General features: G+C 34.0%; 21 protein-coding genes, 1 tRNA gene and 1 rRNA gene. 13 read left to right on the forward strand and 10 right to left on the reverse strand.

Features of this window, described 5'->3' with window-relative positions:
* The first annotated feature begins 75 nt into the window (after positions 1-75).
* The 3 genes from C5F50_RS01925 to C5F50_RS13165 are packed head-to-tail and all read left to right on the forward strand — an operon-like array spanning position 76 to position 2,016.
* Positions 76-939: a hypothetical protein gene (locus C5F50_RS01925; protein WP_179372029.1), complete on the forward strand. Its 864-nt coding sequence runs from the start codon at positions 76-78 to the stop codon at positions 937-939.
* Between the two features lie 18 nt (positions 940-957).
* Positions 958-1,869 carry a transcription initiation factor IIB gene (locus C5F50_RS01930; protein WP_179372030.1) on the forward strand — a complete coding sequence of 304 codons (912 nt, stop codon included), beginning with the start codon at positions 958-960 and terminating at the stop codon, positions 1,867-1,869.
* Positions 1,870-1,890: 21 nt separating this feature from the next.
* Complete coding sequence (locus C5F50_RS13165; RefSeq protein WP_280924465.1) at positions 1,891-2,016, forward strand: hypothetical protein; 126 nt, start codon at positions 1,891-1,893, stop codon at positions 2,014-2,016.
* A gap of 376 nt (positions 2,017-2,392) precedes the next feature.
* Here the strand turns inward: C5F50_RS13165 and pyrE are convergent, their stop codons facing one another.
* Positions 2,393-2,998 carry an orotate phosphoribosyltransferase gene (gene pyrE, locus C5F50_RS01935; RefSeq protein ID WP_179372031.1) on the reverse strand — a complete coding sequence of 202 codons (606 nt, stop codon included), beginning with the start codon at positions 2,996-2,998 and terminating at the stop codon, positions 2,393-2,395.
* Positions 2,999-3,048: 50 nt separating this feature from the next.
* Between pyrE and C5F50_RS01940 the strand changes: the two genes are divergently transcribed.
* Positions 3,049-4,131 carry a nickel-dependent lactate racemase family protein gene (locus tag C5F50_RS01940; RefSeq protein WP_179372032.1) on the forward strand — a complete coding sequence of 361 codons (1,083 nt, stop codon included), beginning with the start codon at positions 3,049-3,051 and terminating at the stop codon, positions 4,129-4,131.
* Here C5F50_RS01940 and C5F50_RS01945 read toward each other — a convergent pair.
* Entirely contained in the window at positions 4,123-5,229 is a 1,107-nt protein-coding gene (locus tag C5F50_RS01945; protein ID WP_179372033.1) for a site-2 protease family protein, read from the reverse strand. The two genes, C5F50_RS01940 and C5F50_RS01945, sit on opposite strands and share 9 nt — an antisense overlap.
* A gap of 74 nt (positions 5,230-5,303) precedes the next feature.
* On the opposite strand from C5F50_RS01945, the gene rimI reads away from it, so the two are divergent.
* Entirely contained in the window at positions 5,304-5,801 is a 498-nt protein-coding gene (gene rimI, locus C5F50_RS01950) for a ribosomal protein S18-alanine N-acetyltransferase (RefSeq protein WP_179372034.1), read from the forward strand.
* A gap of 37 nt (positions 5,802-5,838) precedes the next feature.
* A complete protein-coding gene (locus tag C5F50_RS01955) occupies positions 5,839-6,057 on the forward strand; it encodes a transcriptional regulator (protein ID WP_179372035.1) in 219 nt (72 codons plus the stop codon).
* Here the strand turns inward: C5F50_RS01955 and C5F50_RS01960 are convergent, their stop codons facing one another.
* From C5F50_RS01960 to C5F50_RS01975, 4 genes are all read right to left on the reverse strand, one after another.
* Positions 6,058-6,885, reverse strand: coding sequence for a class I SAM-dependent methyltransferase (locus C5F50_RS01960; protein WP_179372036.1), 828 nt, complete (start codon positions 6,883-6,885; stop codon positions 6,058-6,060).
* 113 nt (positions 6,886-6,998) lie between these two features.
* Positions 6,999-7,394 (reverse strand): hypothetical protein, encoded by a 396-nt coding sequence (locus tag C5F50_RS01965; protein ID WP_179372037.1) that lies wholly within the window; start codon positions 7,392-7,394, stop codon positions 6,999-7,001.
* Positions 7,395-7,752: 358 nt separating this feature from the next.
* Positions 7,753-8,145: a hypothetical protein gene (locus C5F50_RS01970; protein WP_179372038.1), complete on the reverse strand. Its 393-nt coding sequence runs from the start codon at positions 8,143-8,145 to the stop codon at positions 7,753-7,755.
* Between the two features lie 81 nt (positions 8,146-8,226).
* Positions 8,227-10,014, reverse strand: coding sequence for a ribosome biogenesis/translation initiation ATPase RLI (locus C5F50_RS01975; protein ID WP_179372874.1), 1,788 nt, complete (start codon positions 10,012-10,014; stop codon positions 8,227-8,229).
* A 93-nt stretch (positions 10,015-10,107) separates the two neighbouring features.
* On the opposite strand from C5F50_RS01975, the gene rrf reads away from it, so the two are divergent.
* Both rrf and C5F50_RS13170 read left to right on the forward strand, forming a co-directional pair.
* Positions 10,108-10,227: ribosomal RNA gene (rrf, locus tag C5F50_RS01980) — 5S ribosomal RNA — on the forward strand.
* A 54-nt stretch (positions 10,228-10,281) separates the two neighbouring features.
* On the forward strand, positions 10,282-10,410 hold the full coding sequence (locus C5F50_RS13170; RefSeq protein ID WP_280924466.1) for a hypothetical protein: 129 nt from the start codon (positions 10,282-10,284) through the stop codon (positions 10,408-10,410).
* Between the two features lie 2 nt (positions 10,411-10,412).
* Here the strand turns inward: C5F50_RS13170 and C5F50_RS01985 are convergent, their stop codons facing one another.
* Together C5F50_RS01985 and C5F50_RS01990 are read right to left on the reverse strand one after the other, a co-directional pair.
* The gene (locus tag C5F50_RS01985; RefSeq protein ID WP_179372039.1) at positions 10,413-11,885 is read right to left on the reverse strand and encodes a leucyl aminopeptidase; all 1,473 of its coding nucleotides are present in this window, start codon (positions 11,883-11,885) and stop codon (positions 10,413-10,415) included.
* Positions 11,886-11,921: 36 nt separating this feature from the next.
* Positions 11,922-12,299 carry a thiol-disulfide oxidoreductase DCC family protein gene (locus tag C5F50_RS01990; RefSeq protein ID WP_179372040.1) on the reverse strand — a complete coding sequence of 126 codons (378 nt, stop codon included), beginning with the start codon at positions 12,297-12,299 and terminating at the stop codon, positions 11,922-11,924.
* A gap of 76 nt (positions 12,300-12,375) precedes the next feature.
* On the opposite strand from C5F50_RS01990, the gene C5F50_RS01995 reads away from it, so the two are divergent.
* The 3 genes from C5F50_RS01995 to fsa are packed head-to-tail and all read left to right on the forward strand — an operon-like array spanning position 12,376 to position 15,679.
* Positions 12,376-14,043, forward strand: a complete 1,668-nt coding sequence (locus C5F50_RS01995; protein WP_179372041.1) for a ribulose-phosphate 3-epimerase — start codon at positions 12,376-12,378, stop codon at positions 14,041-14,043.
* Complete coding sequence (locus C5F50_RS02000; protein WP_179372042.1) at positions 14,040-15,014, forward strand: transketolase family protein; 975 nt, start codon at positions 14,040-14,042, stop codon at positions 15,012-15,014. Before C5F50_RS01995 ends, C5F50_RS02000 begins: the two co-directional genes overlap by 4 nt.
* A complete protein-coding gene (gene fsa / locus C5F50_RS02005) occupies positions 15,011-15,679 on the forward strand; it encodes a fructose-6-phosphate aldolase (RefSeq protein ID WP_179372043.1) in 669 nt (222 codons plus the stop codon). The genes C5F50_RS02000 and fsa overlap by 4 nt, the downstream gene beginning before the upstream one ends.
* A gap of 56 nt (positions 15,680-15,735) precedes the next feature.
* On the opposite strand, the gene C5F50_RS02010 is transcribed toward fsa, so the two are convergent.
* Positions 15,736-16,008 (reverse strand): hypothetical protein, encoded by a 273-nt coding sequence (locus C5F50_RS02010; RefSeq protein ID WP_179372044.1) that lies wholly within the window; start codon positions 16,006-16,008, stop codon positions 15,736-15,738.
* A gap of 197 nt (positions 16,009-16,205) precedes the next feature.
* Here C5F50_RS02010 and C5F50_RS02015 point away from each other — a divergent pair, with 197 nt between their 5' ends.
* Positions 16,206-16,940: a hypothetical protein gene (locus C5F50_RS02015; protein WP_246282109.1), complete on the forward strand. Its 735-nt coding sequence runs from the start codon at positions 16,206-16,208 to the stop codon at positions 16,938-16,940.
* 12 nt (positions 16,941-16,952) lie between these two features.
* On the opposite strand, the gene C5F50_RS02020 is transcribed toward C5F50_RS02015, so the two are convergent.
* Entirely contained in the window at positions 16,953-17,978 is a 1,026-nt protein-coding gene (locus C5F50_RS02020; protein ID WP_179372045.1) for a magnesium transporter CorA family protein, read from the reverse strand.
* Between the two features lie 271 nt (positions 17,979-18,249).
* On the opposite strand from C5F50_RS02020, the gene C5F50_RS02025 reads away from it, so the two are divergent.
* Positions 18,250-18,321, forward strand: a tRNA-His gene (locus C5F50_RS02025).
* Positions 18,322-18,337: the final 16 nt, after the last annotated feature.

An 18,337-nucleotide genomic window follows, 5' to 3' on the forward strand; every position in this document is an offset into this window, starting at 1 on the left:
ATTATTACATTAATAATATTGCAGATATTTTCATCGATGGTTTTATAACAAGTGCTATGATAACATTTCTCCAACATGGAAGAATTAAAAGTAAAAAAAGATTTTACAAATATTTACACACAAAAATTCCCAAATTCATATTTAAAAGAAATGAAAAAATTAGACTATCGCATTCCTGATAAAACTAAACCATTGTATCTATCGCTAGCAAAACAACTTTACAAAAAAATTTCAAAAAAATTAAAAATTTTGGATATTGGAAGTTCATATGGTATCAATTCTGCATTAATGCAATATGATCTTACAATGTCTGACCTTGATGATTTCTTTTTAAAAGAAGAACCTTCACTTGAACGATCAAAACAATTCTTTGATAATCTTCCATCTGATGACTCTTTTGATTTTTACCAGATTGATATTTCGAATCCTGCGTTAAAATTTTCTGAAGATGTTCAATTATGCAAAAAAGGAATATGTGTAAATCTTGAATCTGGAAATCTGCCTATGCAGGAATTACCTCAATTTGACATGGTGATTGCAACAGGCTGTATTGGATACATTGGATACAAAGCATTCTCCAATCTCTTTGAATTAATAAAAAAACAACAATCTGGGATAAATTCGGAGAATCCAAAAAAAGGCCCAGTTTTTGCATTTTCTGTTTTGAGGATTTTTGATATGGAACAAATTGAGAAAACCTTTGATTATTATGGTTATTCCTTGGTAAAGACTGATCTTCGGCCTATTCGTCAGAGAAGATTCTCTGATCCTGAAGAAAAACACAAGACCCTATCTCTTTTACACCATAAGGGAATTGATACAAAATGGCTTGAAGATGATGATCATTTTTATGCTGATTTTTATATAGCAAGTCCAAAAAAACTAGAAAATCAACTAATTACAATGTCAAAAGACCTGAAAAGACATGCAGGTAACTAATTCTTTTTTGATTATGCTATGAGCTTCCAGGAAATAAAATGCCTCCGATGTGGAAAAAACACACTAGTTACTGATGTAGAATCTTCCGAAGTATTTTGCTCAAATTGTGGCATTGTAGTTGAAGAAAAGGTCAATGATAGCAGGTCTGAGAGAAGATTTACAGATTCTCCTACAATCAAATCTCATACTGGAGACAAGACCTCGTTAACAAGGCATGATCGTGGTCTTAGCACTATGATTAATCCTTTTGACAAAGACTCTGCTGGTAATCCATTATCAACTTCGATGAAATCATCTATGACACGATTACGAAAATGGGACAGTCGAAGCCGTGTCAAAACCAGTAATGATAAAAATCTCCAACAAGCTCTTCTAGAATTGTTAAAAATGAAAGAAAAATTATCTTTGCCTGATGCAATCGCTGAAAAAGCATCTTATATTTATAGAAAAGCCTTGGAAAAGAAACTAGTTCGGGGACGTTCCATCTCATCCCTTATTGCAGCTTGTCTTTATGCCGCATGTCGTGAATCAGAAACTCCACGAACATTAAGGGAAGTTGCTGCAACCATAGGAATTAAAAGAAAAGAAATCTCTGCAACCTACAGACTAATCTTCAAAGAATTAGACCTTAAAATGCCCGTAGTTGATTCTGTTTCATGCGTTGCAAAAATTGCAAGCAATGCCGAGTTGTCTGAAAAAACAAAACGTTATGCAATGAAAATCCTAAAAAATGCAGAAAGACAAAATGCCTTAGCAGGAAAACATCCAATGGGTGTTGCTGCCTCTGCTCTATATCTTGCATGCATTAATCTTGAAGAAAATAGAACGCAAAAAGAGATTGCTGATGCTGCAGGAATAACAGAAGTCACAATCCGAAACAGATGCAAAAGCCTCAAAGAGGTGGATGGTATATGGAAAAAACTTCAATAATCATAAAATGCTTTTCATAGTATGGTAAAAGCTGATCTTAGGGTATGTGTTGACTGTGGATGTATTTTTAACAGAGAAGTAGGTTTGAAACCAATCTCTAACTGTCCTGCATGTGGTTCAGAAAACCGTGAACCACTAGAATTGTAATTCTTACATCCCTTTTCATACCCAATCTGGTGATTGAGTTCACATGGAGTTGAACCCATTTGCGGTATTGATCTTTTAGTTTGATGCCATACCTTGATTATCTCAAGAGAAATTATTTGATTGGTTAAAGTATCTGATTCTAAATATGTGAAAAACTTCATTTCTAGTTGTTTGTATAGATAGTATCTTAAAAAAATAAAATTATGACGCCTAAACTGAATCTAAATCTACAAGCAAAATATTCTAAAGCCCTTTTGACCCATATCTTTTTCCATTAGTTTTAAAATGAGCCAATCCAAAATTCATTGGCTGCAATGAAGAATCAGAGTTATATCTGAAATGATGATTGGAAGGCATTTGTCTGAGCTGCCAGTATTCATTTGTTAATTTGTTTTTTCACCTTTTCTAAAACATTCTCATCTACTAAATTTTGTTCATACAATGCTTCTGTGATCTGCAAAATATCAAGAATTGAATGCATGTTGACTCCTAATTCAGATAAGGCTTGATCCGCACCTTCCATTCTATTGACAATTACATATGCGTCCTTTACTGAAATGTTGACTTCTTTTAGTGATTTTATTGCATTCACGACTGAACCTCCAGTAGTTGCAACATCGTCAATCATAACTACTTTCATTCCATCATGAATTTTTCCTTCAACTGATTTTGAAGTACCATAATCTTTTGGTTTGCTTCTAACATAGATTAGAGGTTTTACAGTTTCTATTGCTAATGCTGATGCAATTACTAATCCTCCTGTTGGGACAGAAGCAATGGACTCAAAATTATCTAATCCTATATTTTGAGCAATCTCGTTTTCAAGATATTTCACCATTTTTCTAAATTCATGAGGATAGCTTGGAACTAGTCTTAAATCCACATAGTAAGAACTCTTTTTTCCACTTGCAAGTGTAAATTCTCCAAATTTTATAATGCCTTTTTGATGCAAAAAGGTTGCAAACTCTTTTACAAATTCCATACCAAAGTTAACTACACTGGATTTATTTTGGTTTGTATTATCAATGAATTATGCCTGAAATCTGGTTAAATTATGGTATCACAGACGTTGTTTTAGATATAAGAGCAGAAAATTTAGAGCAAAAAATCGATTCTGATGGAAAAATTTTGGAGGATTCTGCTATAAATGAAAAACTCAACTCTCTTGATTTATCAAAACCTATGGAACTAGTAGTTTTACATAATTCAAAATCCATTCAAAAAATTATCTCTTCTCTGTTTATTTTGTGCGAGCAAAAATCAAAACCATTCCCGAAAATTTTTGCTGAGAAAAAAATATTGAATTTGGTCAAAGCAGGACTTCCTGAAGGAAGCTCAATTAACGAATTTGATGACGTAGGCATTTCAAATTCAAATCTTGTATTTATGGGTGAGATGGAATTTGATGGATTATTTGGCTATGAAACTATTTCAACTCGCCTTCTCAAAAAATTTGGTTTAGATTCTATGCTTTCAGCATATGCTAAAAGACAAGGAAATTTGCCTGTACCAGGACAGCATCCTGAAAGTTTAGTAGAAGCAAAAAAATTCACTGATAATTTTGAAATTCAAGGTATTGAAATAGTTGCAAATTCTAAAGGCATGATTGATTTTTCAATAGGTCATCCATCTGAAACTATTTCTACAACAAAAACCTTGGAATCCAACTCAATAAAAGATGTAGGGGAGCATAAAACTATGGTGATTAGTACCGGCAAGGATGCAAGTAATTTTGATTTAGGAAAATCCCTTTCGTCTCTTTGGAACTGTTCCAGTGCAATAAAAAAAGACGGTCTTGCAATTTTGGTGGCTGAATGTAAAGGTGGATTGGGATCTGATGCAATTCAACAATACATTGAAGATAGATTAACTTTGGAGCAACTAAGAAATCCTACCAAATACATTAGTGGAATGGAAGATCTGTTATTTCTCTCAGAAGTACAAAAGAATTTTCAGATTGGTCTAGTTTCAATCTTGCCTGACTTTTATACCAAGAAACTAAACATGATTTCACTACCTGGAATAAAATATTCTATGGATTATATTTTAAAAACACAAGGAGCAAGACAAAAGGTTGCAGTTGTTACAGATGGTGCTAGACTTTTACTAAGGTAAGAGATTTGGTAGAAAATCTGATGGTAATGGTGCACATAAAATTGCTAATCCTATAATTCCAATGTATGCAAGTTTTCTGTTTCTCGAAAGTGGTGAAATATCATCAAGTGGAGTTGCTCCAGGATTTCTTGAACTCATAATGAGAATTAACATTGCCATTAACCAGTAATTTAACAAAACAAGAATTGCCATACTTCCAAAAGTTGCATATCTGTGAAGTTTTGGGCCAAGTAATGTTCTTGCCATATGTCCTCCGTCTAGTTGCCATGCTGGAAGTAAATTCAAAAACGTAATTAAAAATCCAATCCATGCTGCAAACATGACTGGTGTCATGATTACCTCGTGTCCCTCTCCTCCTTTTCCAAACAATGCTAGGCTTGCAGTCATTAGTAGTGGCTCACCCTGATTCCATTCTATTAATTTGGATTCGGCAAATAACCCTGCTGCAATATCTTGCTCCAACATTGGTGCAGTATATGCTCCATAAATTGAAACTATAACTGCAATCACTAATCCTGCAATAGGACCTGCAATAGCAACATCAAACAAAATTTCCCGATTAATTGTTAATCCTTTTGACTGAATAAATGCACCAAATGTTGGAATTCCAATTACTGGTAACCCTGGAATAAAGTAAGGCCAAGTTGTTTTTAGTCTGTGTATTTTTGCAGCAATAATATGGCCCAGCTCATGAATTCCTAGAATTCCTAATAATGATAATGTGTATACTCCTGCCATTTCGAGAGGATCTCCAATTTCTATAATGGAATTAGTTCCTGATGTTCTATAGTATCCATCAATCATTACAAATGAAATTACGACTGCAAACAATATTCTGGGAGTCCACGAAGAACTCATCCATCTTCTCTGTTTTTTTGGTGAAAATTTCTGAATGATTACATATCTTCCACCATTCATCTCTTCTAATTTCCCTGCATAACTCCTATTCTCCAATTTTCTAGCTAAATCCTCAAACTTTGATTTGAAATCATAATCTTCTATTCGAAACTCTAAAGAAAACTCCGTTTTTGTAAAATCACTTACCTCAAATATGGATTTGACTAATGAAATAATGTTTTCTTGTGAGGCGTCTTCCATCTGTTAAACGCTACATCTTTCCATTAAATGGTCTTTTGGTTTAAAAATAAATATTGATGCTCATAATCTATAGTATGCAAGTAATTCTTAGACAACTAGGAGATTGCAATATTAGAAGAGCAGAACCAAGCGATCTTATTTCTGTGATGGAAATTAATCTGAAAACCCTTCCAGAACATTACTCTGATTATTTCTATGAAAGCCTGCTGGCAGAGCTTCCTGAGGCGTTCATTGTTGCAGAAATTGGAGGAAAACACGTTGGTTATATTATGTGTAAAACTGAATACGGGTTTTCAAATTTTAAAAAATTAGGGTTTGTTAAAAAAGGTCATGTGGTTTCTATTGCAGTTCTTGATGAATTTAGAAAAAAAGGTATTGGGAGAGCACTTGTAGAAGAATCCGTTAATGGCGTAAAATTAAGAAAGTGTGATGAATTCTATTTGGAAGTTAGATGTAGTAATAACGAAGCTGTTAGACTGTATGAAAAACTAGGATTTGTTATTAGACAACAACTAAACGCCTATTATCGAGATGGCGAAGATGCATATCTTATGGCAATTGAATTAGATTAGTTCAAACCAATAAATAACTCTCAAAAAATTCTCCGCCATGGATAAGCGTAAAGGGATGGGCATTACAATTTTTGTGCTTTGCATTGGTAGCTTTTTTCTTTATGCATATTTGTTAATGCTCTCTGAATGGAGTCCAATTGTATTGCAATTATCTGTGTTAATGATTGCAGGGGGAATTCTTGGAGTAATTGCATGGATTGGATATGTTATGGCAACAACAAAACTTTCGTCAGCATCAATTACCTCTGAAGATTAGCTATTTGGAAATTTTTACATCAACTACTGTTTGATAATATCTTGGACCTACTGCCCTTACAATTTTTGAACTTAGAATTTCTGATTTGACTGGTGTGACTTGAAGGTAGTGTGCTTCTGATAGTTTTCCAGCTTCTGATTTTTTATCAGCGTGAATATGTGAATAATAATGAATTGTTCCGCCATTTTTAGTTGTACTGATTGCAGATTCTAAAAATTCATCAGATCTTTCTGGTAATAACATCAATGTTCTATCTGATTTGTTCTCTAACTGTTCTTTGATAATTTTTGATGCATCTCCATTAATTGATATTACTTTTCCTGCTAGTTTGTTTAATTCTATGTTTTTTTCACACAGTTTTGAGGCAACTGGATTGATATCCAAACTATATACAGTACATTTTTTCTTTTTTGCAGCCATTATTGAAAACATTCCAACTCCTGCAAACATGTTGGTCACAATTTCTCCCTCCTGAATCAAATTTGCAATTCTTTCCCTTTCTGTTGAAAGTCTAGGTGAAAAAAATGCCTTTTCAACGTCAACTATGAATTTACATCCAAATTCTTTGTATTCTGTCTCAGTATTGTCTTCTCCTGCTAGGATCTCCAAATTTCTTGTACGAAAATCTCCTTCCACATCTGATGCTTGATAGTATACACTTCGGGCAATTTTTACTTCATTTAGCAAAGTTTCACCAATGATTTTCTTCTTTGGTAACAAGGTGTCTGGAATTCTTACAATAATTATGTCTCCAATTTGATCAAATGCTGAGATCAAATCCTCACTTTCTTTTTCAGAAAGCACACTTGCAAGTGCTTTTTTTAGCATCCGAGTCAATGCTTGTAATAAAAATTAAGGCGAATAAATATTCTAGATAACCTCATTTTTGGCACTTTTTTGAAAAATTCCAAATGATTTTGAATATGTAATGTTGATTTACTTTAACTTTTATTTCTTACAATAATGTAAAAACTGGAAAGAGACATCCCTGACAGAATAACAATTGCCAAAATTAGTGGCATTGGGTTTGTTCTTTCAGTTGTGATTAATTGTTTGTTTTCTGCTTCATCTAATTCAATGAATTTGCATATGTTACTGTCAATGAAATGTGTATCATTTTGCCATGATGATAATAAATCAAGGCAGAGTTGATCGGGTTCGGGATATTTGTTAATTTTATTTACACATGCACAATCAGAAAACACTCTTTCAAGTTGACTTTGTGTATTTTGTGATTCATATAATTGCTCCAAAGAATGATGATGAAATAAAACTATCCCAACTGCAATAACGGTCAAAATTATACCAATAATAATAACTAGATTTGTTTTATTCACCTTTGTGATATTCATTAATGCATACATTATACTTTAGGCCAGACTTTAGGATGCTGTTTCGCTGATGGGACATGGTCAGATGAGTTGACAACCCTTGTACAGTCTCAATATATCACACAGGCAATACTGCAATCAGAATTTATCTGGAGATTTGATCATTTTTTCTTAGGTAGAAATGAGGTTGGATCCAATTTAAAAAAATCTTTTATCAATTTTAGATAAATTTCCTGTGTTTCATATCGAATCAATTTTTCTTCAGTATTGGAATCCGCTAATTTTTTATCTACTAACATCTTAATTACTTGCAAATACTGTTCATGTTCTTCTTTGTTGATCATGATAAAAAAAAGAAATGGTGCTATATTACAGCTACCAAGGTGTAACCACCCATATCTTGATTTGCCTCATAGTCAGCATTAACATACACAACATACAATCCAGCCTTTATTGTGCCACAAAGTATGGTATATGATGTTGTTGGATTTGTGATTAGATTACCAACACATCCAGATCCATCTCCTGTGTGTTGAATATTCAGAAACACATTGTTTTGCCAATGAAACGTGTTACAGTTTGGGGAAGTACCGCTTGTTACTATTGATGGAAAACTCTGTTGGATTGGTATTGTACTAAATCCATTAGTCAAAGTTCCTTTGTAGTTTGCGGTTTCAGCACCACCATCACATCCAGATCTAACAATATTGATGTTAAACTGAGATCCTGACTGTCTCGTCGCTGTGAGACCTGACATAGACCGAGTCCAAAAAGTCCTGCACTGGTTTGTCCATGTCATATATGACGTATATGTCATACATATGGTTACCAGTAGTTTTTAGTGTTTGTAATAGAAATTTCCAGATGTTTTCTGATCTTTATCTAATCTACTCTCTAGTTTGTTCACACGAGGTCTGAGACTCCTTTCATCTCTTCTAAATGAGATGTCAAGGGATTTTAGAAATCTGTTCATTGCTTCGGCCTTTCGCATTGGAGTCGTAGCTCTTCCTGCAACTCCTGATTCTCCCTCAAAAATTACTATTGAATCTGAAATTAAATCCATCAACTGCAAATCATGATCAATAATTATTGCTGATTTTCCAAAAGAACGAACAAATTTCTGAATGAATTTTGCAACTGCAATTCTGTCTTCGACATCTAAAAATGCTGATGGTTCATCTAAGGCATACAAATCTACTTTTTGTAATAAACAAGACGCAACTGCAACCTTTTGCAATTCTCCTCCTGAAAGATTTTTGATAGATTTATTGTATAGTTTTTTGATTTTTAGTGGTTCTAGTATTTGTTCTTCTTCCATACTTCCTTCTACTGGATTGCCATTTGCTTTATCTAATACTGATATGACTTCTACATCAATGTCATTTTGAAGATATTGAGGTTTGTATGCAATCTTGATTTTTTTATTAATGCTTCCTGAATCTGGACTTTCAACTCCTGCAATCATCTTCATCATGGTTGTTTTACCTAGAGCATTTGCTCCCATTATGCCTAGAACTTCGCCTTTTCTTACTTCCCCTGCTTCAATTGTCACTGAAAATGTCGGATATTTTTTTACTAATTTTGGATATGTGACAATTGTGCTTCCTTCTTCAAAAATATCTGTAGTAGATGATGATACATCAAAAGAAAATTTCTTGTCTCTAAATCTTACATTTTCATTTGGCAGATAACCATCAAGAAAGACATTGATTCCAATTTTTGTAGATAGTATAGTTGAAACAATTCCATACGCCCCAGGTTCACCATATAGAACTTCGATATAGTCACTAAGAAAATCAAGCAATGTAAGATCATGTTCTACAACCATCACACTCTTTCCAATTTTTGCCAAGTTCTGAATTACGCGAGCAACACCTGTTCTTTGAAAAACGTCATTGTATGATGATGGTTCATCAAAGAAATAAAATTCTGCATCTTTTGATGCAGCAGCAGCTACTGCAATTCTTTGTAACTCCCCTCCGCTTAATTCCTTTAGATTCTGTTCCATGGAATTTTCCAATCCTAATTCTTTGATTAACTCTCTTGAAACTCCTCTTTCATCATACTTGTCGAGAAGTTCCTTTCCTGTTCCATCAAATGCCTGTGCAATATGATGAACCTGTTGTGGTTTTATTGATGCACGAATTTGCTTTTGCTCAATTTTTTCAAAATGCTGTTTAAGTTCAGTTCCACTATAATGCTTTAAGATTTCATTCCACTCTGGTGGATTTTCATATCTTCCAAGGTTTGGTTTTAAATTCCCTGATAGAATATTGACTACAGTACTTTTCCCCATGCCATTTCTTCCTAATAGTCCTACCACTTCGCCTTTTTTTGGAGTAGGTAATTTGAATAATCTAAATGAATTTGCTCCATATTGGTGTATTTTATCTGTAGCCAACTCACTTGCTAGATTTACAATAGTTATTGCATCAAAGGGGCATACTTTGACACATATTCCACATCCATTACAGATGTCTTCATCTATCTGGGCTTTCTTTGATTCCTCATTTAGAACAATACATTCTGCTCCTGATTTGTTAACTGGGCAGTATTTGATGCACTCCAAACCACATTTTTTTGGTTGGCATAGGTCTTGATCTAAAACGGCTACCCTGTGAGTCATGTTGTAATCCCGTATTTTCTTTGCTTTATACCTATTTTGAGCGTATTTGAAATCCGGCGTTACGTTAATAGATGAGAATTCAGCATCATTTTTCAAGCCGGCCATAGCGTTAGGGTGCGACCCAATCCCATTCCGAACTTGGAAGTCAAACCTGACGTCGCTGTTGTGCTACTAAAATGCGAGAGCCTTTGGGAAGCAACAGTGCTGGCATTTTCTAATTTACAATCAATCTTTTAATATCCAATTATCTGAAATGACGTGATTTCTATGACAAATTGTACCGTATGCGGTGAATTCTTTTCAGATGATATTCGATTTTTAAATCATATGATGGAAAAACATGGTTTTAGAAATCCAAATGTGGGAACACCTGATAGAAATAGTAGAGGCTACTAATTCTACAATTTTTGTAAATAATCTAAAATTAATCTTACACCAAAACCTGTTGCCCCTTTTGGATTGTATGATTTTTCCTTAGTAGCTGTCTGAGTCCATGCCACTCCTGCAATATCAAAGTGTATCCATGGTGTATCAGTAATTGCATTTCTCAAAAATGCTGCAGCCGTGATAGTTCCCGCAGCTCTGCCTATTCCTACATTTTTCATATCTGCAACATCTGATTTTATCATGTCCATATAATCTTGATTGAGTGGAAGTTCCCAAACTTCCTCGCTTGTATTCTTTGAGGCATCATTGATCTTCTTTGTTAACTTTTTATTGTTTGATATTATTGCTGCAACATTTGTTCCTAATGCTACAATGCATGCACCTGTCAGAGTTGCAAAATCAATCATTGCCTTTGGTGAATATTGCTTTTCTCCATATGATAACGCATCAGCTAAAATCAATCTACCTTCTGCATCTGTATTTAGAATTTCTGCAGTTTTTCCACCATACAATTTTATGATGTCTCCAGGTCTGTATGATTCCCCACCAGGCATGTTTTCAACTGAAGGAATAATTCCTACAACATTGATTGGTAATTTTAATTCTGAAACTGCTTTCATTATACCTAGAACTGTACACCCACCACATTTGTCAAATTTCATTTCATCCATTTTATCTCCAGGTTTCAATGAAATTCCTCCTGTGTCAAATGTCACAGCTTTGCCAACTAGAACAATGGGTTTTTCATTTCTTGGTCCATTACTGTGTTCTAAAACAATTAGTTTAGGTTCATTTTTACTTCCCTGTCCTACTGCTGAAATTCCGCCAAAACCTTTCTTTTTTAATTCAAGTTTCGAAATGATATGGCATTTCATTTTATTCTTTTTTGAAACCATTTTTGCAAAATTTGCTAAAGTAGTTGGAGTACATTCGTTTGGAGGTAAATTTGCAATACTTTTAGTAAATATTGTGCCATCTGCAACAATTTCAGAAGTTCTGATGGTCTTTGAAATGTTGTTTGATTTAGAAACGATGATTGTAAGATCTGGTGTCTTCTCTGCTTTTTCTGACTTGAATTTATCGAATTTGTATAGGGCCATTTTGGAGCCTTCCACAATCTGAGAAATCGATGAAATTGATTCACTTACAAAACTTGGAGGGAAAATTATTGAAAATTCTTTCAACTTTAACTCTCGTGCTTTTTGTGCGATTTTCCCTGAAACATATCTTATAGTGTCATTTGTCAGATCTTCTTTTTTTCCTAATCCTGCAAGAAGAATTCTGTGGGCATATTTGTCTCCTGGAGATGGGATTATGTTCAGTTTTCCCAACTTTCCATCCATATCTTTTAGAGATTGATTAATTGATGATGCTGTTTTTCCATCGATTTTTGTTAATCCTAAGACTTTGTTTGAATTTTCTAAGACGAATCCACAAAGAAGTTCTGTTTTCTTTTTTATAGAACTTTCAGTTTTTATTTTCATTGTAATTGATAGTTTTTAAAGTGTTATTTAGATTTACTAGAAATCAATTTTTTTGCTATTAGTTAGCAAACTAGATGATCTGAGAAAAACTGCTTTGACAGTTTTGCAGTCTTGTCCACAATTATCGTCAATTTTACTTGAAATAAATTTTTTTGTTCTTTTAGAAAAAAATGATTTGAATAAAGGAACTAATGCTGCCCTTCCTCCATATGCTCTTTTTTCATCAATGAACCAGAACATATCCAACGCAGACTCATCTAGAATGTCGTCTCTTATCTTTTTTCCAAAATCTGAATAATGACCTATCATTGTAATTTTACCTCTTGCAAAAAATTCAACAACTTTTGCAAATTTCACACACAAGTAACATTGATTATCAAAAACTACAATTGGTGTGTTTTCTTTAATTTCCATATAATTACATAATCCCGATCAAATTAAAATATTGCAGAAGTAGATTTTTATTCAATTTACAAAGATAACGTTCGAGATGGGACTTAATTATTATCAAATAAAGAAAAACATTCTAAGAGCCAGAAAATTGGTGATTAAGGCAACCAACGCTGCAGGTTCTGGCCATCCTGGTGGTTCCTTCTCAATGGCAGAAATCATGGGATGCTTATTTAACAAATATTTGAAATTTGATCCTCAAAACCCTCAATGGGAAGACCGGGATCGTCTGGTTCTTTCTAAAGGTCATGCAGCTCCCGGCTTATTTTCAAACATGGCAGTAGCCGGTTATTTTCCAGAATCTGAACTTGAAACTCTAAGAAAATTTGGCAGTAAATTGCAGGGACATCCTGATCTCAAATGTCCTGGTGTAGAATTTTGTGGAGGTTCATTGGGAACTGGATTATCATACTCTATTGGAATTGCACTTGCAGCAAAAATTGATTCTAAAGATTACCATGTTTACACGATAATTGGGGATGGAGAATCAGATGAAGGTCAAGTTTGGGAGGCTGCGATGACTGCTGCAAAATACAAAGTTGATAATCTCACTGCTTTTCTTGATCGAAATTTCATTCAACAAGATTCTTACACTGAAAAAATTATGCCGCTTGATGAAAAATTAGAAGGTGACGATCTTTCTGAAATGTGGAAAGATGCATCACGTTGGAAGATAGGTGATAAATGGAGATCTTTTGGTTGGAATGTAATTGAAATTGATGGTCATAGAGTTGAACAAATCAACGCTGCAATAGCTAAGGCTAATGCAACAAAAGGAGTCCCTACAATGATAATTTCTAGAACAATAAAGGGCAAGTCTGTTGAACATATGGAAGATAATCCACAATGGCATGGTAAAGCTCCTGACTCTGACGTCGTTCCAATCATTAATCTTGAATTGGATTCTCAATTCATGATTGCACCATCAATTATTGCAGGAGATATGACAAATTTGGAAAATGAAATTAAAAGATGCGTGTCTGGTAGAGCAGACTATATTCATCTTGATGTAATGGATGGCCGATTTGTACCGACCAAAACTTTTGATCATAATAAAATCAAAGAACTAAGATCTCTGACTGTAATTCCATTTGATTCTCACTTGATGATTAATGAACCTGTAAAACATGTTAAGGATTACATTGATGCAGGTAGTGACATTATAACAGTACATGCTGAAGTAACAGATGAATCTAGTTTCGGGGAAATTCATGATTTACTAAAACAAAATCAAGTTGGTGTGGGGTTTGCAATAAACCCTGACACTGAATTACCTGAATGGTCTTACAAATTCCTATCCTCACTTGATCAACTAATTGTGATGTCAGTTGTACCCGGAAAATCCGGCCAAAAATACATTGAAGAAACACACACAAAGATGACTAGATTGAACTCTGTTCTCAAAGAACACAATTTCTCAGGTTACATTGAGGCTGATGGTGGAGTAAGTCTTGAAAATATTGGTTCAGTATTTGCAGATGGTGCACGTGTATTTGTTGGAGGTGGGGCAATTATAGGACAACAAGATGTGCGAACGGCTATAAGAGATTTTAGAACTGAGATTTTAAAATCTAGAAGACGTATTTTGCTTGATAAAGCAAATGAGTTGGGTGGTGGTGATTTGGTGAGAAAATGGATTGGTTTGCATGTCGTAGGAGAAAAACAAGATCAAATTCAAAAAATTGCACAGGAGGCCGGATATCTTTGAATGATCCAGTAATGACTGACATGCGTTCAGAATATTCAAAATCACTAGTGCATCTTGGAAAAGAAAATCCAAACGTTGTAGTTTTAGGCGCTGATACGACTGATTCTCTGAAAACTTCTGCTTTTGGAAAGGAGTTTCCTGATAGATTTTTCAATGTGGGGATTGCTGAAGCAAATCTAGTTACAATTTCTGCCGGATTGGCAGCTTCCGGAAAGATCTCTTTTGCAAGTACATATGCTATTTTTTTACCAGGAAGGGCAGTTGATCAAATTCGAAATAACATTGCATATCCCTCTCCGCCTGGTAAAAAGGGTCTAAATGTAAAATTAGTTTCATCACATGGTGGTTTATCTGTTGGACCTGATGGGGGCTCTCATCAGCAAATAGAAGATATTGCAATTATGAGAGCAATTCCAAATTTCAGAGTTTTAATTCCTGCTGACACTGTTGCAGTTTCTAAATTAACTCAATTGATGGCAAAAGAATATGGTCCATTTTACATGAGAATGGCAAGATCTAAAACTCCATTAGTTCATTCAGAATCTCAAGATTTCCAAATTGGAAAAGGTATAACACTACGAGATGGCTCTGACTGTACTATTGCATCTTGTGGAATTACAGTCCGAATGGCTTTAGAGGCCGCTGATTCATTGCAACAGGAAGGTATCTCTTGTAGAGTTTTGGATATGTTTTCAATAAAACCAATTGATAATGAGCTATTAGAAAAAGCCGCACGAGAAACAGGCTGCATTGTAACTACTGAAGAGCATAATGTCTTCGCTGGAATGGGCTCTGCAGTTGCAGAATCTGTTTCTGAATCTTATCCTGTTCGTATAAAGAGAATTGGTGCTCAAGATATGTTTGGGGAATCTGCTAGGGATAACGAGGTTCCTTTGCTCTTGGAAAAACACGGAATAACATCTTTTAATATAGCAAAACAAGTCAAAGAAATTAGGAGCAAAAAATTATGAAAATTTTTCTTGATACTGCTAATTTAGATTCAATTAAAAAATTCAATGACATGGGATTACTCGATGGAATCACCACCAATCCTTCTTTAATGTCAAAGGAGGGTGGAAATCCAAAGGATGCAATGGAGGAAATTACAAAAATTATCAAAGGTGATGTGAGTTTAGAAGTTGTAAGTACTGAATATTCAGGAATGATTGAAGAGGGTAAACGACTTCGTGAATACGGAGACAATGTTGTAGTTAAAGTTCCCATGACTCCTGATGGACTAAAAGCATGTAAGTCACTTTCATCTGAAGGAATTCCTGTTAATGTTACATTGATCTTTTCTGCAAATCAGGCTTTACTTGCAGCAAAATCTGGTGCAAAATATGTTAGTCCGTTCATTGGAAGATTGGATGATGTTGGTCAAGATGGAATGAATCTAATTAAAGAAATTAAAGAAATTTTTAAGAATTATCCTAATCTTAAAACTCAGATACTTGTTGCAAGTGTTCGTCATCCAGTACATGTAATCGATGCTGCAAAAATTGGAGCAGATGTAGTAACTTTACCTCCAGCAGTACTGGATAAGATGTTGCAACATCCATTGACAAAAATTGGTTTGGAAAACTTTCTTGCAGATTGGGAAAAACTCAAAGCTGGAAATCCTGACATTGAAATCTAATAAAATTAGATAAAAGCATCTGAGGAAAAATCTAAAAATGAAAAATTGAGGCTTTGTTATTCTGAACCTTTGTTTCTACTCTTTCTTGAACTAGTTCCTCTACCTGTGACTCTAGTTCTTCCTTCTGTTGAAGGTCTTGCTTTTGGATCAGGCATATCTCCTAACTTTCTTGAACCCGTTCCTCTACCTGTATGAACCATTCTGTTTGCTGCTGCTTTTTTTCTTGCTTCTTGGATTTTCCTGTATTGATCTCCTGACCATTTAGTAGGATCGTCGTCAACTTCAATGGTTCCTGTGCCTCGCCCAGTTCGTATTCTGATTTTCCCCATAATTTAGTTTAAAACATCTCATATTTATCTAAGCTTCTTTTTTCAGACCTGTGCATATTTTTCATTATTGGTTGATATTTTTCTAACAAGTTTCATATATTTTCGAATAAAATATTATGATGCATAGAACATAATTTTTGTTGATTACGAAAAGAATACTATATTTTATAATTCCGGTATTTGCATTTGTAGTAATTTTGTCTAATGCTTTTTTTGGGCATTTGATCTATAACTCTCCTTATGATCAGGATATTAACAAATATTCCATCTATGTTCATCTGCAAGACGAATGGAATAGTTATCCTGGAAATATTCTCTTTGATATTACTAATGTTTGGTCCAATTCAAATCCTCCTCAAAAAAACTATTCTGCAGATCCTTCAGATGTCTCTTCCCTTATACAATACAATTCCAATGAATTACAATCCCAACATGAAAAATCCTATGTTGAACTAAAACATGAATTTAGTAATTGTGAATCAAGTTGGAAACCTATGCTCTATAGATACGCTATTGACATTCTTCGTAATAAAATTCAATTTGCTCAAGGAAATCAACTAAATGATGATCCATATATCTCAATTTTACCAAATACGCCACTTGAAAATCAAATAGAAACTGCATCATATGCTCAATTTATCCCTCTTTGTACTAGTCAAGAATACACATCTTACGAATATTCTGTATCGACTAATGACCAAAATCTTTGGTTTCATGTTTACTTTGTACCTTCTAAAGAACAACTTGATAGTTATCTGAATTCTGAAAATTTTGATTATTATCTTGATGAAGGATGCTCTGCAAATTTTTATCAAAGTTTTAGCGGAGTTTGTGAAAATGTTGGAAAGGATTCTGGTCTTTTAGTAATAATTCCTGATATTTTGAATCAATCTTTGACTAAGGTTAAAGTAAATCTACATGAAAAAATCTGAAATGATTTAATTTTAGCTACTTATCCAGCCTAACTTTCTAAAATATGCAAACATCAGAATTGCTGGAATTGCTGATGCGAGTATGACTATTATGAATGTTGTAAAAGGACCTAGAAACATAGGGTTGTCTCCAATTCCACCTGGCAAGTTTACGTTCATTCCATAAAATGTACCAATTACTGTAGCTGGAATCGCTAATGTGAAAATAATCGTTAATACTCCTAACACTTTGTTTGTTTTTTCAGTGCTTAAAACAAAGTCTGTATCTTTGTAAATTTCCATAGTTTCTCTTGATTCTTCTAATGTTTCAATTACCTTGTCTATGTGATCAATTACATCATCAAAATACAATGTAAGTTCCTCGATCTCTCTGTCTGAATATCTGTCAATATTCTTTGCAATTTCTAATACAAATTTCTTTAACGGGTTGGCTATTCTTCTCAATCTGTTGATTTCTCTTCTTAATAATGAAATACTTCTTGCTACGGATTTTCTTTCATCAAATACTCTGTCTTCCATCTCATCTAGATTTGCAATAATTTTTCTAGATGTATGTAAAAGATCATCTACTAACACATCTATTATTTCATGAAGTAAATGTCCTGGGGACTTTCCTAAAAGTCTCCTTTTTCTTTCTAGATCTGAATCACTAATACATAACTCCACTAATTCAACTAGTGGATTTAGATCTCCCTGATGTACAGTGATTAGAAAGTCTTTGCCTACAAAAATGGATAATTGACTGTTTTTAGATATTCCTACTTTTTGTGAAAGTGGTGGAAAATGTAAAATTACAAAGAAATGATTATCATAACTGTCTAGTTTTGGAAGTTCAAATTTTGTCAAACAGTCTTCCACATTAAGTGTATTTAGATTGTGATCTTTTGCAATTTGTTCCATATGTCCTCTATCTGGATTCTGAAGATCTAGCCAAGTAAATTTTCCTCCTTGGATTTTCTCCATTTTTCTTGCATTGACATCCTCTTCTTGGGGTCTTTTTCCTGTTCGCAATTTTTTGGTGATGAATCCTTTTTTCAAGTTGAAAAACACCCTAATACAACAAATTTAAAGCGATCGGCTTTATTTTGTTGAAAAACTAACACTTGGCTGCAAACAAGAAATGTTTTAAAATTGAGCCTCTACTTGAATGGAAGTAAATAGTTCATTCCAACCCATGTTAATCCAATTGCTATTGCCATTGCGACCCACCATAATCTCATACTACAAATTTTACCTAGTCAATAATAAATCTACAGTCTAATTACCAGCTAAAAGATTATTACAGGATAAACAAAGTTTCTTCCTTGTGGCCTTCGTAGTACAGTGGTTAGTATAGAGGATTGTGGATCCTCGGACAGGAGTTCGATTCCCCTCGAGGGCCTACATCATTAACCTTA

The organism is Nitrosopumilus ureiphilus (assembly GCF_013407185.1).
In the GTDB taxonomy this organism is placed as follows: domain Archaea; phylum Thermoproteota; class Nitrososphaeria; order Nitrososphaerales; family Nitrosopumilaceae; genus Nitrosopumilus; species Nitrosopumilus ureiphilus.

What these genes read in the sequence shown, in the direction of transcription:
- C5F50_RS01925 (WP_179372029.1), top strand. Translation starts at nt 76, where the DNA reads ATGGAAGAATTAAAAGTAAAAAAAGATTTTACAAATATTTACACACAA.
- C5F50_RS01930 (WP_179372030.1), top strand. Translation starts at nt 958, where the DNA reads ATGAGCTTCCAGGAAATAAAATGCCTCCGATGTGGAAAAAACACACTA.
- C5F50_RS13165 (WP_280924465.1), top strand. Translation starts at nt 1,891, where the DNA reads ATGGTAAAAGCTGATCTTAGGGTATGTGTTGACTGTGGATGTATTTTT.
- pyrE (WP_179372031.1), bottom strand. Translation starts at nt 2,998, where the DNA reads ATGGAATTTGTAAAAGAGTTTGCAACCTTTTTGCATCAAAAAGGCATT.
- C5F50_RS01940 (WP_179372032.1), top strand. Translation starts at nt 3,049, where the DNA reads ATGCCTGAAATCTGGTTAAATTATGGTATCACAGACGTTGTTTTAGAT.
- C5F50_RS01945 (WP_179372033.1), bottom strand. Translation starts at nt 5,229, where the DNA reads ATGGAAGACGCCTCACAAGAAAACATTATTTCATTAGTCAAATCCATA.
- rimI (WP_179372034.1), top strand. Translation starts at nt 5,304, where the DNA reads ATGCAAGTAATTCTTAGACAACTAGGAGATTGCAATATTAGAAGAGCA.
- C5F50_RS01955 (WP_179372035.1), top strand. Translation starts at nt 5,839, where the DNA reads ATGGATAAGCGTAAAGGGATGGGCATTACAATTTTTGTGCTTTGCATT.
- C5F50_RS01960 (WP_179372036.1), bottom strand. Translation starts at nt 6,885, where the DNA reads ATGCTAAAAAAAGCACTTGCAAGTGTGCTTTCTGAAAAAGAAAGTGAG.
- C5F50_RS01970 (WP_179372038.1), bottom strand. Translation starts at nt 8,145, where the DNA reads ATGTCAGGTCTCACAGCGACGAGACAGTCAGGATCTCAGTTTAACATC.
- C5F50_RS01975 (WP_179372874.1), bottom strand. Translation starts at nt 10,014, where the DNA reads ATGACTCACAGGGTAGCCGTTTTAGATCAAGACCTATGCCAACCAAAA.
- C5F50_RS13170 (WP_280924466.1), top strand. Translation starts at nt 10,282, where the DNA reads ATGACAAATTGTACCGTATGCGGTGAATTCTTTTCAGATGATATTCGA.
- C5F50_RS01985 (WP_179372039.1), bottom strand. Translation starts at nt 11,885, where the DNA reads ATGAAAATAAAAACTGAAAGTTCTATAAAAAAGAAAACAGAACTTCTT.
- C5F50_RS01990 (WP_179372040.1), bottom strand. Translation starts at nt 12,299, where the DNA reads ATGGAAATTAAAGAAAACACACCAATTGTAGTTTTTGATAATCAATGT.
- C5F50_RS01995 (WP_179372041.1), top strand. Translation starts at nt 12,376, where the DNA reads ATGGGACTTAATTATTATCAAATAAAGAAAAACATTCTAAGAGCCAGA.
- fsa (WP_179372043.1), top strand. Translation starts at nt 15,011, where the DNA reads ATGAAAATTTTTCTTGATACTGCTAATTTAGATTCAATTAAAAAATTC.
- C5F50_RS02010 (WP_179372044.1), bottom strand. Translation starts at nt 16,008, where the DNA reads ATGGGGAAAATCAGAATACGAACTGGGCGAGGCACAGGAACCATTGAA.